This is a genomic window from Catellatospora sp. NPDC049609 (assembly GCF_040675365.1).
Taxonomy (GTDB): Bacteria; Actinomycetota; Actinomycetes; order Mycobacteriales; family Micromonosporaceae; genus Catellatospora.
This window is the reverse complement of the sequence record NZ_JBFAOU010000067.1, coordinates 1-11657: the sequence shown is the minus strand read 5'-3', so window position 1 is coordinate 11657 and position 11657 is coordinate 1. Positions and strand designations below refer to the sequence as shown.

The 11657-nt window shown below is 72.9% G+C and carries 13 protein-coding genes; 9 read left to right on the top strand and 4 right to left on the bottom strand.

All coding sequences use genetic code 11. From position 1 onward, the window contains the following. Positions 1 to 78 precede the first annotated feature (78 nt). From AB0J67_RS20020 to AB0J67_RS20010, 3 genes are all read left to right on the top strand, one after another. On the top strand, positions 79 to 819 hold the full coding sequence (locus AB0J67_RS20020) for an N-acetyltransferase (RefSeq protein WP_363484619.1): 741 nt from the start codon (positions 79 to 81) through the stop codon (positions 817 to 819). A gap of 157 nt (positions 820 to 976) precedes the next feature. Continuing rightward, the gene (locus AB0J67_RS20015) at positions 977 to 1603 is read left to right on the top strand and encodes a LysE family transporter (protein ID WP_363484616.1); all 627 of its coding nucleotides are present in this window, start codon (positions 977 to 979) and stop codon (positions 1601 to 1603) included. Between the two features lie 4 nt (positions 1604 to 1607). After that, the gene (locus AB0J67_RS20010; protein WP_363484613.1) at positions 1608 to 2351 is read left to right on the top strand and encodes an HAD family hydrolase; all 744 of its coding nucleotides are present in this window, start codon (positions 1608 to 1610) and stop codon (positions 2349 to 2351) included. A gap of 21 nt (positions 2352 to 2372) precedes the next feature. Here the strand turns inward: AB0J67_RS20010 and AB0J67_RS20005 are convergent, their stop codons facing one another. Both AB0J67_RS20005 and AB0J67_RS20000 read right to left on the bottom strand, forming a co-directional pair. Further along, positions 2373 to 2999, bottom strand: coding sequence for a TMEM175 family protein (locus tag AB0J67_RS20005; protein ID WP_363484610.1), 627 nt, complete (start codon positions 2997 to 2999; stop codon positions 2373 to 2375). A gap of 27 nt (positions 3000 to 3026) precedes the next feature. Next, on the bottom strand, positions 3027 to 3812 hold the full coding sequence (locus AB0J67_RS20000; RefSeq protein WP_363484607.1) for a DNA alkylation repair protein: 786 nt from the start codon (positions 3810 to 3812) through the stop codon (positions 3027 to 3029). Positions 3813 to 3871: 59 nt separating this feature from the next. Here AB0J67_RS20000 and AB0J67_RS19995 point away from each other — a divergent pair, with 59 nt between their 5' ends. Both AB0J67_RS19995 and AB0J67_RS19990 read left to right on the top strand, forming a co-directional pair. Next, positions 3872 to 4930, top strand: a complete 1059-nt coding sequence (locus AB0J67_RS19995; RefSeq protein ID WP_363484604.1) for an aminotransferase class V-fold PLP-dependent enzyme — start codon at positions 3872 to 3874, stop codon at positions 4928 to 4930. Beyond that, positions 4927 to 5559: an acVLRF1 family peptidyl-tRNA hydrolase gene (locus AB0J67_RS19990; RefSeq protein WP_363484691.1), complete on the top strand. Its 633-nt coding sequence runs from the start codon at positions 4927 to 4929 to the stop codon at positions 5557 to 5559. Before AB0J67_RS19995 ends, AB0J67_RS19990 begins: the two co-directional genes overlap by 4 nt. Before the next feature lie 91 nt (positions 5560 to 5650). Here the strand turns inward: AB0J67_RS19990 and AB0J67_RS19985 are convergent, their stop codons facing one another. Then, entirely contained in the window at positions 5651 to 6679 is a 1029-nt protein-coding gene (locus tag AB0J67_RS19985) for a neutral zinc metallopeptidase (RefSeq protein ID WP_363484601.1), read from the bottom strand. Positions 6680 to 6829: 150 nt separating this feature from the next. On the opposite strand from AB0J67_RS19985, the gene AB0J67_RS19980 reads away from it, so the two are divergent. Continuing rightward, on the top strand, positions 6830 to 8428 hold the full coding sequence (locus tag AB0J67_RS19980; RefSeq protein WP_363484598.1) for an ABC-F family ATP-binding cassette domain-containing protein: 1599 nt from the start codon (positions 6830 to 6832) through the stop codon (positions 8426 to 8428). A 73-nt stretch (positions 8429 to 8501) separates the two neighbouring features. Here AB0J67_RS19980 and AB0J67_RS19975 read toward each other — a convergent pair whose 3' ends face one another. Continuing rightward, a complete protein-coding gene (locus tag AB0J67_RS19975) occupies positions 8502 to 9815 on the bottom strand; it encodes a hypothetical protein (protein ID WP_363484595.1) in 1314 nt (437 codons plus the stop codon). Positions 9816 to 9952: 137 nt separating this feature from the next. Here AB0J67_RS19975 and AB0J67_RS19970 point away from each other — a divergent pair, with 137 nt between their 5' ends. The 3 genes from AB0J67_RS19970 to AB0J67_RS19960 form a co-directional block, all read left to right on the top strand. Further along, a complete protein-coding gene (locus AB0J67_RS19970; protein ID WP_120315961.1) occupies positions 9953 to 10180 on the top strand; it encodes a helix-turn-helix domain-containing protein in 228 nt (75 codons plus the stop codon). A gap of 45 nt (positions 10181 to 10225) precedes the next feature. Beyond that, positions 10226 to 10978, top strand: a complete 753-nt coding sequence (locus tag AB0J67_RS19965) for an enoyl-CoA hydratase/isomerase family protein (protein ID WP_363484688.1) — start codon at positions 10226 to 10228, stop codon at positions 10976 to 10978. A 236-nt stretch (positions 10979 to 11214) separates the two neighbouring features. Next, a partial coding sequence (locus AB0J67_RS19960; RefSeq protein WP_363484592.1) for an ABC transporter transmembrane domain-containing protein occupies positions 11215 to 11657 on the top strand: 443 nt, incomplete at its 3' end.

The window sequence follows — 11657 nt, the reverse complement described above, 5'->3', positions numbered from 1 at the left end:
GGTTGCCGGGTCGTGTCCCGGCAGCCGGCGGGATAATGCGGTTGATCACGATCGGGCTGCCGTAGGAGGCTCGGGCCCATGCGCATCACCACCCTCGCCGAACGACCCGACCTGCTCGACGCGCTGTGGGAGATGCCCACGGCGTGGCCCGAGTTCATGCTGCACGACCCGATCTCGAACCTCTACTACGGCCTGGCCACCCGGCTCTGGCCGGAGTACATCCTGGTCGCCGAGGATCCGGACGAGCCCGGCCGGCTGCTGGCCAAGGGGCACAGCGTGCCTTTCGTGCTGCCCGAGGGCGACGAGCTGCCGACCGACGGCTGGGACGGGGCGCTGCGCCGCGCCCTGCGCGCCAAGGCCGCGGGGGAGACGCCGAACATCGTGTCCGCGATCGAGATCGCGGTGCGCCCCGACCGGCAGGGCACCGGGCTGTCCGCGCTGATGCTGGCCGCGATGCGGGACAACACCGCCCGGCTGGGCTTCCCGCACCTGGTCGCCCCGGTGCGGCCCAACGGCGCCAAGGACCCCCAGGAGCCGATGACGGAGTACGCGTACCGCACGCGCGACGACGGCCTGCCGGTGGACCCGTGGCTGCGGGTGCACGTCCGGGCCGGCGGCGTGATCGAGAAGATCGCCACCCGCTCGATGGTCATCCCGGGCACCTGCGCGGAGTGGGCGGCCTGGACCGGGCTGCCGTTCGACAAGAGCGGGCCGGTGCTCGTGCCGAAGGCGCTCACCCCGGTGCAGTGCGACGCCGAGCACGACTGGGCCGTGTACGTCGAGCCCAACGTGTGGGTCCGGCACCGCACCGGCGCCTGAGACATCGATCGGAAAATAAGTCGCGGGCATGGGGCGCGATCAGCAGAATCTGCCGTATGACTGCTACCTGCCCGCGCCTCGCGCCCCTGTCCGCCACGGCGGAAGGACGGGGCCGACAGCAGCGTGGGCCCGTGACCGGAGCGAGCCCTTCGCAGTCGTGAGCACCGCCTTCGTGGCGGGTCTGCTGGCGGGGTACGGCGTGGCCGTGCCCGTCGGCGCGATCGCGCTGCTGCTGATGAGTCTCACCGCCCGCACCTCGCTGCGGATCGGCACCGCCGCCGCGCTGGGCGTGGCCGCGGCCGACGGGATCTACGCCCTGGCCGCCGTGCTCGGCGGGGCCGCGCTGGCCCGCTGGATCGAGCCGATCGCCACGCCGCTGCGCTGGGTCGCGGTGGCCGTCCTGCTCTACCTGGCCGTGCACACGGCGGTGAGCGCGGTGCGGCACTACCGGGACCCGGCACGGGCGAAGGAGACCAGGCTGCTGGACACTCCCGGCCGCGCCTTCCTCGCCCTGCTCGCGCTGACCCTGCTCAACCCGATGACCATCGTGTACTTCGGTGCCCTGGTGCTCGGCGGGCAGGCGATCGACGGGCTGAGCGGCGCGCAGGGGGCGGTGTTCGTCCTGGCCGCCTTCCTGGCCTCGGCCAGCTGGCAGCTGACCGTCGCGGCGGGCGGGGCGCTGGTCGGCCGGGTGCTCGCCACGCCGCGCGGACGCCTGGTCACGGCCCTGGTGTCCAGCCTGGTGATCTCGATCCTCGCGCTGGCACTCATCGTGGCAGAGTAGGCGTATGCTGCCTTCCCCCTCTGCTCTGCTGCTCGACTTCGGTGGCGTGATCGTCGAATCAGGACGGTCCACCCAGCCCACGCGTGACCTGGTAGTCCGCGTGCACCGGCTGGTCGGCGGCGCGCTCACCGAGGACGAGATCGTCGCCTCGCTGCAGCGGGCCGACGACCTGCGCGACGAGCGCCGGGCCGCCTCGACCGAGTTCCTGGAGCTGAGCCACGAGCAGCTGTGGGGGGAGCTGATCGCCGAGCAGTGGCCGGCGATGGCCCGCGCCGCGGTGCTGGTGCACGCCGGCGACCTGACGCGGCAGTGGGCCCGCCGGCCCGACTGGCGACTGCGGCCGGGCATGGCCGACCTGCTGGACTTCACCATCGGCCGGGGTATGCCGGTCGCGGTGGTCAGCAACACCCGCAGCGGGCAGGCGCACCGCGACATGCTCGACGAGCTGGGGGTCACCGGCGCGTTCGCGGCCCAGATCTACAGCGACGAGCTGGGGGTGTTCAAGCCGCACCCGAGCATGATCTGGGCCGCGGCCCGGGAGCTGGGAGTCCAGGCCGCGCAGTGCTGGTTCGTCGGCGACCAGGTCGGCAAGGACATCGTCTGCGCCCGCCGGGCCGGCACGGCGGCGGCGATCCTGATGCCGTACGGCACCAAGCCGCGGCAGGGCGACGGCACGCCCGAGACGACACCGGACGCCGTCGTCGCCGACGGCACCGAGCTGCTCGACCTGCTGCGCAAGTCGCTCTAGCGCGCGGGTGGGCGGGCCGCCTCAGGAGTGCGGGCCGGCGTGGGACCGGCGTGCCGCGCGCTTCTCTGCCGCGGCCTGCACCAGCGGCAGCAGGGCCAGCAGCGGCAGCGCGCGGTTGGCCAGGGGGATGGCCGCGAGCAGGGTGACCAGCATGGCGAGGCTGGCGACGACGCCCCGGCGCACCCCGCGCTGCACCGCCGCGGCGCGGCCGGGTCGCTGCAACGGCGCCCGGTCGCGGATGCGCAGCGACAGCAGCAGCCCGCACAGCGCGATGAACAGCAGATTGATCATGTAGAGGATGGTGGCGCCGCGGGACTGGTTCACCTCGTAGGTCAGCACCGCCGTCGGCACCGGCAGGAACACCACGCCGAGCAGCCACGCGCTGTTGAGCAGCATGATGCCCTCGCCGACGTCGGCGAGGTTGTCGAAGACCCGCCGGTGCACCATCCAGAACAGCGACACCACGGTGAACGACATGACGAAGGCGGCGAAGTCCCCGGCGTGCGCGCGCACCATGTCGCGCAGCGACTCGGTCTGCGCGTCCCGGGCGATGTCGGCCAGCGGCAGCACCAGCAGGGTCAGCGCGATCGCGACGACGCCGTCGGTGAACGCCATGAGCCGGTTCAGCGAGCGGGACTCCTCCTTCACCTCTCGTCAGTACCACAGCGACGCCGGTCAGCTCAGGTGCTTGAGCGCTTCCCGCCGGGACAGGCCGGACAGCTCCGGGTGCGCCGCCACGAACGCCCGCACCGCCGCCGGGTCGGTCCGGGCGTACTCGCGCAGCGCCCAGCCGATCGCCTTGCGGATGAAGAAGTCGGGGTGCCCCGCCCGCGCCGCGCAGTAGCGCAGCAGGCGCTCGGCGTCGGTTTCCGCCTGGTAGGTCAGCTGGTGCAGCAGCGCGGTGCGGATGAGCCACAGCTCGTCCCCGGCCGCCCACGCGTCCAGCACGGCCGTCAGGTGCGGGTGCCGGGCCGCCAGCGGGCCGACCACGTGCGCGGCGAGCGCGTCGACCGTGTCCCACCAGGGTTTGGTGACGATCAGGTGCCGGGCGGTGTCGACAAAGCCGTCGTCGAGGACCTTGGCGTGGCGGCGCAGCAGCACGCACGCGGCGTACTGGTACTCCCGCTCGGGGCGCGCCCAGCAGGCCAGCGCGGCCTCGCGCAGGGTCGCCGCGTCCGGCCGGGGCGATTCTGCCAGCACGGCCCGCACCGCCGCCTGCACCTGCGGCGCCGGCACGCCCAGGAACGGGAACTGCTCGCGCATGTACGCCCGCATCGCCGGCGCCCGTGCCGGGTCGGCCGCGGCCGTCAGACGCTGCGCGAGGCGTTCCGTGAGCGCGGCGCCTGCGTCGGCGGCCCCGGCGGGTCCGGCAGGGCGGGCTGCGGCGCCGGGTCCGGAGGGTTCGGATGTCGCGGCGGGGCCGGATGCCGGGTCCGGTGCCGTCCGGTGGGCGGGCGCCATGCCACCTCCTGCATATTGGCCTGCGATTTCCGCCCGTGGTGAGTGGAATACTGCGGTTCATGGACAGTACTCCGCCCGCCGGTGACGCCGGCTTCGCCGCACACTGGTCCGCCGTCGAGCCCGGATACCTGAACACGGCCAGCTTCGGGCTGCCGCCGGACCGGGCCTGGGACGCCATGCAGGCCGCGCAGGCCGACTGGCGCGCCGGGCGGACCTCGTGGGAGGGCTGGGGCGAGTCCACCGAGCGGGCTCGGCAGGCGTACGCACGCCTCATCGGCGTGGACGCGGCCGACGTCGCGGTCGGCGCGCAGGTGTCGCAGCTGCTGGCGCCGGTCGCCGCCGCCGTGCCCGACGGCGCGACGGTGCTGATGCCGGAGCTGGAGTTCACCTCGGCGGTGTTCCCGTTCGCGGCGCACGCCGACCGGGGCGTCACCGTGCGCACCGCGCCGTTCGAACGCCTCGCCGAACGCATCGACTCCGCCGTCGACGTGGTCGCGTTCGGGCTGGTGCAGTCGTCGGACGGGGCGGTGGCCGACTACGCCGCGGTCGTGGCCGCGGCCCGCGCGGCCGGGGCGCAGGTGGTCGTCGACGCCACCCAGGCCTGCGGCTGGCTGCCGTTCGACGGCTCGCTCGCCGACGTGGTGGTCACCGGCGCGTACAAGTGGCTGATGTCGCCGCGCGGCACCGGCTTCGTGTACCTCGCCCCCGCCGCGCGCGAGCGGATGCGGCCGCTGGCGGCGAACTGGTTCGCCGGCGAGGATGTGCACAGCTCGTACTACGGCCTGCCGCTGCGGCTGGCCAAGGACGCCCGCGCCTTCGACATCTCGCCCGCCTGGCACGCGTGGGTCGGCACCGCGCCCGCGCTGGAGCTGGTTGAGGAGCTGGGGGTGGCCGCGATCCACGAGCACGACCTGGCGCTGGCCAACCGCTTCCGCGCCGGGCTCGGCCTGCCGCCCGGCGACAGCGCCATCGTGTCGGTGGACGTGCCGGGCGCGGACGCCAGGCTCGCCGCGGCGGGCATCCGCGCCGCGGTGCGCAACGGCCGGGTGCGCGCGTCGTTCCACGCGTACACCACGGCGGCCGATGTGGACGCCGCGCTGAACGCGCTGGTGGGCTGATGGTCGCGCGTCCCGCCGCGGGTGGCGGCCGCTGGGCCGACGTCGAGCCGCGGCGGCTGCGCCGCTGGCTGGACGGCTTCTACTCCCGGCACGACGGCGCCGAGGAGGACGGCCTGAAGCTGTCCGCGGCCAACGGCGACACCGCGCAGCTGCTGCCGCCGCCCGGGGTCGGCGAGGTGGCCGACATCGACGCGCTGCTGGCCGCCCTGGCCGTGCCGCGGCGGCTGGGCCTGCTGCTGGCCCGGCGCAACGCGGTCGCGGTGGGCGTCGCCGACGGCGACGAGCTGATCAGCTCCAAGGTGGACACGTTCTACGTGCAGGGCCGCACCGCCGCGGGCGGCTGGTCCCAGCAGCGCTACGCCCGCCGCCGGGAGAACCAGGCCTCGGGCGCGGCCCGCGACGCCGCCGACATCGCCGCGCGGATCCTGCTGCCGTACGCCGACAGCATGGCGGCCCTGGTCTGCGGCGGCGACCGGGCCACCGTCGACGAGATCCTCACCGACAAGCGGTTGGCGCCGCTGCTCCCGCTGCGCCACGAGCGCCTGCTCGACGTCCCCGAACCCCGCCACGCCGTCCTGGTCGACGCCGTCACCGCCGCCCACGCGATCCGCATCCACCTGGTCCCGTGAGCCGCTGATCGTCAGACTTGCCAGGCAGATGGGCGTATCTTGACGCGCGATACGCCCATCTGCCTGGCAAGTCGGTGGATGTTGACGGCGGTCAGCTGCCGAAGGTGTCGCACTGGCGGGGGTCGCCGGTGCGGTAGCCCTGGTTGAACCACTGCTGGCGCTGCTCGGAGCTGCCGTGGGTGAACGCCTCCTGGTTGACCCGGCCGCCGGCCTTCTGCTGGATGGCGTCGTCGCCGACGGCGGCCGCGGCTTCGAGGGCCTGGTCGATGTCCTGCTGGGTGACGCTCTTGAACAGCGGCTGGCCGGTCGCGTCGGTGGTCTTGGCGGCGGCGTTGGCCCAGACGCCCGCGTAGCAGTCGGCCTGCAGTTCCATCGCCACCGAGTACCGGTTGGCGTTGGCCGGGTCGCGCTGCTGGGCGCGGCGCACCTGCGCCTCGGTGCCGAGCAGGGTCTGGATGTGGTGGCCGTACTCGTGGGCGAGCACGTACGCCTGCGCGAACTGGCCCTTGGCGCCGAAACGGTTGGCCAGCTCGTCGTAGAAGCTCAGGTCGATGTAGACGTGGTTGTCGCCGGGGCAGTAGAACGGGCCGACACCGGCGGTGGCCGGGCCGCACGCGGTGGACACCGAGCCGGTGAAGAACCGCGTGGTCGCCGGCTGGTACTGCTGACCGAGGTACTGCGGCATCGCGGCGCGCCAGTACGACTGGATCGAGTTGATGTAGAGCAGGTTGCGGCAGGCCGGGTTGTCGAACCGGTCGGGGTTCGACTTGTCGCACTGCTGGGCCAGGGCGGAGCTGTTGACGTCGTTCGGGCCCGGCTGGCCGTTCGGCTGGCCGGGAGTGAGTCCGCCCACACCGCTGAACAGGCTGGAGCCGCCGCCGGTGCAGATGAGCACGCCGATGCAGAGCGCGCCGACCAGCAGCACCGCCATGCCGATCTTGCTGCGCATGAGCACGGGCAGCAGGCCGGCGAGGCAGCCGGCGCCGCCCATGCCTCCGCCGCCGCCACCGCCCCCGCCGCCCATGGGCGGGAAGTTGAAGCCTCCGCCGCCTCTGCCCCCGGCGCCGCGCATGTCCTCGACCTGTGACGGGTCGAGCTCGGCGTTCTCGTTGATGCTCACGTCAGCCAGCGTAGGCATTTTTGTGGTTAATCACACCCAAAATGGGGCGGCCCGGGTTTAATGCCGTGGCGGGCGGCCGCCGACCGGTCGGTAGAATGGGTCTTCCTTCCTCGTGCCACCCGGTGGCCACCCCTGACCTGGGAGCATTTCATGATCACGGCCACCGGTCTGGAACTGCGCGCGGGCGCGCGCATCCTGCTCGGGGACACCACCCTGCGCGTACAGCCCGGCGACCGGATCGGTCTGGTGGGGCGCAACGGCGCCGGCAAGACCACCACGCTCAAGGTCCTCGCCGGCGAGGGCACCCCGTACGCGGGCAAGGTCGACAGCCGCGGGCCGGTCGGCTACCTGCCGCAGGACCCGCGCACCGGCGACCTCGGCATCACCGCCAGCGACCGGGTGCTGTCCGCCCGCGGGCTGGACGTGCTGCGCAACGAGATGAAGGAGCTGGAGGGCAAGCTCGCCGACGACGAGCGCTTCATGCGCCGCTACGGGCAGCTGGAGGACCAGTTCTCCGCGCTCGGTGGCTACGGCGCCGAGGCCGAGGCCGCCCGCATCTGCTCGAACCTCGGCCTGCCCGACCGGGTGCTGCAGCAGACCCTGGGCACCCTGTCCGGCGGCCAGCGCCGCCGGGTGGAGCTGGCCCGGATCCTGTTCCGCGACGCGACCGAGACCGGCGGCGGCATCCTGCTGCTCGACGAGCCCACCAACCACCTCGACGCCGACTCCATCACCTGGCTGCGCGGCTTCCTGGCGGGCCACAAGGGCGGCCTGATCGTCATCTCCCACGACGCCTCGCTGCTCGAGGCCGTCGTCAACAAGGTGTGGTATCTCGACGCCAACCGCTCGGTCGTCGACTCGTACAACATGGGCTGGAAGACCTATCTCGAAGCGCGCGAGACCGACGAGCGCCGCCGCAAGCGGGAGCGGGCCAACGCGGAGAAGAAGGCCGGCGCGCTGATGGCGCAGGCCGACAAGCTGCGGGCCAAGGCCACCAAGACGATCGCGGCGCAGAACATGGCCAAGCGCGCCGAGAAGATGATCGCCGGGCTGGACGAGGTGCGGGCCGCCGACAAGGTGGCCAAGGTGCGCTTCCCGACCCCGGCCCCGTGCGGCAAGACCCCGCTGACCGCCGAGGGACTGTCCAAGTCGTACGGTTCCCTGGAGATCTTCACCGACGTCAGCGTCGCGGTGGACCGCGGCTCGCGGGTGGTCATCCTGGGCCTCAACGGCGCGGGCAAGACCACGCTGCTGCGCATGCTCGCGGGCATGCTGGAGCCGGACACCGGCGAGGTGAAGGCGGGCCATGGGCTGCGCCTGGGCTACTACGCCCAGGAGCACGAGACGCTCGACGTCGACCGGACCATCCTCGACCACATGCGCTCGGCCGCACCCGAGCAGACCGACACCGAGCTGCGCCGGATCCTGGGCGCGTTCCTGTTCAGCGGGGACGATGTGGACAAACCGGCGGGCGTGCTCTCCGGCGGCGAGAAGACCCGGCTGGCGCTGTCCACCCTGGTCTGCTCGGGCGCCAACGTGCTGCTGCTCGACGAGCCCACCAACAACCTCGACCCGGTCAGCCGCGAGCAGGTCCTGGATGCCATCGCCCGCTACCCCGGCGCGATCGTCCTGGTCACCCACGACCCCGGCGCCGTCGCCGCCCTCAAGCCCGATCGCGCCATCCTGCTGCCCGACGGCGACGAGGACGCCTGGAGCGACGACCTCCTCGAACTCGTCGAACTCGCCTGACCCGACGAAAGGAAGGGCACCTTCTTCACCCTATGGGTAGAGGAAGGTGCCCTTCTTCACGTGTACCGGGGGTCTACCAGGGGGTCGACAGGACCGCTTCGAGGATCATCGCGGAGAGGGCGCCGACGGCGACCAGGAGCAGGGGAGCGGGGACGGGGTCGCCGCCGGGGCGTTCCGGGGCGACCGCGGCGATGGTGAGCCAGGGGAAGTACGGCAGCCACGCGTGCTCGACGCCGCCGCGCGCCAGCCCCGCGCCCATCGAGAACAGCACCGCCGTCGCCGCGCCCACCAGGAACGGCCAGCCGGGCGTGTTGCGCACCTTGCGCAGGCTCGCGAACAGCGGCGGCCCGACCGCCAGCAGCAGCGCGCACACGCTGATCAGGCCCCACCACAGGGCCGAGCGATGCGGCTCGATGCGCTCGGCGAAGTCGGCGTACGCGGTGCCCAGCCCGTCGGTCCAGGTGAACCCGAGCCGGGCCGCGCCGAGCACGGGCAGCAGCACGCCGAGCCCGGCGAACATGTTCAGGGCGGCCCGGCGCCGGGCGAAGTTCAGGAACACCACGGACAGGCCCAGCCAGGCCACGGCGTACGAGAACAGCGCCGCCACGCCGAGCAGCAGCCCGGCCAGCACCGCCCACAGCGCCGCGCGCCAGCCGTGGCGCCGGGTGGCGCGCACCCCGGCCAGCGTCATCGCCGCGCCGAGCGTGGCCACCAGCGCGTCCATCGACACGGCGGTCCACACCGCGTACGGCGCCAGCGCCAGCACGGGCGCGTACGGCCGGGCGGCGGCCTCGCCGCTCATGTCGCGTACGGCGGCCAGGATCAGCGGCACCGACAGCGCGCCGACGGCGGTCACCAGCAGCCCCAGCGCCAGGTGGTCGGTGACGCCGAGCCGCTGCGCGGCCCACAGCAGCAGCACCGGCGCGGGCGGGTGGCCGCGGGTGGCGGTGGTGTGCTCGGCCGAGCGGTCGGTGAAGCTGCGCAGGTACGCCAGCGGGTCGTCGCCGACCTCCTGCACGTCGCCGAGGTAGCTGTCCGGGGTGAGCGAGCGGGTCAGCCCCTGCGCCCCGTCGACGAGCGCGAGCCCGACGGCCCAGGCGAAGAAGGCGACGGTCGCGCCGCCGCTGACGGCCCACCACGGCAGTCGATGGATCCAGCCGCGCCAGGCGGCGCCGAGCACGGCGACCGCGACAACGGGCGCCAGCAACGACATCGGCGAGATCTCGAACCGGTAGCGGCCGAGGAACGGGGCGCCGGCCGTGCCCAGCCGGGCGCCGCCGCGCACCGCCAGCCAGGTCACCAGCAGGCCGATGCTCACCAGCACGAACCAGCCGAACAGGTCTCGCCGTTCGCGGTCGTGGGTGCTCAGGGGGTCAGCGGACGTCACGGTCGGACACGCTATCGGGTACCCGACAGCACCGTGCGTGTCGGTTGGCATGGAATTGATATCTAGCGCATGATCGTCGGAGGCGGTCTAATAGGTTGGACCGCATACCGCATCGTCCGGGACGTGAGGATTTCAACATGGCAGCCACCGGCACAGCTACCACCACCGAGAAGGGTCGCCGGATCGTCGGGACCGAACGCCAGACGCTCGCCAAGGACCTCGTGAAGCGCTACACGTCGGGTGAGAGCATCCGCGCGCTGGCCGCCTCGACTGGCCGTTCGTACGGATTCATCCACCGGGTGCTCACCGAGTCCGGAGTCGCGCTGCGGCAGCGCGGCGGAGCCCGTCGGCGCAAGAAGGCATGATTCGCCCGCGCCACGCTGAGCAGTGGGAGCCGGCCGATGCCTGACATGGCAGCGACCGGCTTTCGCATGACCGTGGACGGTCCGGTCGCGACGGTGACATTGGACCGCCCGGAGGTGCGCAACGCGCAGACCCCCGAGCTCTGGACGGGTCTGGCCGCGGCCGCACGGGGGCTTGCCGGCGATGTGCGCGTCGTGGTCGTACGCGGAGAAGGGCGGTCCTTCTCCGCGGGCCTCGACCTGAAAGTGGTCCAGGGCGGGGAGTTCCAGCAGCTCGCCACACTCTCCCCGGAGGAGTGCGCGGACCGGATCGCCGGCTTCCAGGAGGCGTTCTCCTGGCTGCGCCGGCCCGACCTGATCACCATCGCGGCCGTGCAGGGCCACGCCATCGGTGCCGGCTTCCAGCTGGCGCTCGCCTGTGACCTGCGGATCGCCGCCGACGACGCGCTCTTCGCGATGGCGGAGGTGACGCTGGGGCTCGTGCCGGACCTCACCGGCACCAAGCGCCTGGTCGAGCTCGTCGGATACGCCCGCGCCCTGGAGCTGTGCGTGACCGGGCGCCGGGTCTCCGCCGCCGAGGCGGATCGGATCGGCCTGGTCAACCTCGTGGTGGCCCGCGACGAGCTGGACGCGGCCGCCGCCGACCTGGCAGGCGCGGTGCTGGCCGCCCCACGCGACGCGGTCGTGGAGATCAAGGCGCTGCTGGCCGCGGCAGCGGGTCGCGGCTTCTCCGAGCAGGAGCGGGCCGAGCGCGAGGCGCAGACCCGCCGCATCCGCGATCTGGCCGGCCTGGGCGAGTGAGAATCGCCCCCGCGACGCCGATCGTCCTTTTCCCCGCCCGTTGATACGCCCTTTCGGGTGTCCTCCGCATGGCTGATTCGCGATGGTGGAAAGGACCGGCTCCGCTCATTCCTCCGGATCGGGGACTGCGCGTGCGGACCGGTCGGCGCCGTCTGCGGAATAGTTAATAAGCCCGGCTAAGGAATTTCCGATCCCCGCCGCACGTTGACTGCGACGGCAAGGCTTACAGGGGAGGTATGCGGGTGAGTTACGGCGGTGGACCCGGCGGCGGGATGGAGTCGCTCATGCGATCGATGCGCCGCGGGCAGAGCGTGGAGAACCGCAAGATCGGGAAGGCGACCGCGCGGCGGATCCTGGGCTTCGCCCGGCCGTACCGCACCGAGATCGCGGTCTTCCTGCTGACGGTGGTGCTCGCCGCGGTCATCGGCGTGGCCACCCCGCTGCTGGCGGGCCGGGTCGTCAACACCATCGTGCCGGAGGACGGCAGGCCGCTCGCCCCGGACGCGGGCCGCACCGTGATCGTCATCGCGCTGGTCATCGGCGCGCTCGCCGTGCTCAGCGCACTGCTGTCGCTGGCCGAGCGCTTCTACTCCAGCCGCATCGGCGAGGGGCTCATCTACGACCTGCGCACCCGCGTCTACGACCACGTGCAGCGGATGCCGGTGCAGTTCTTCACCCG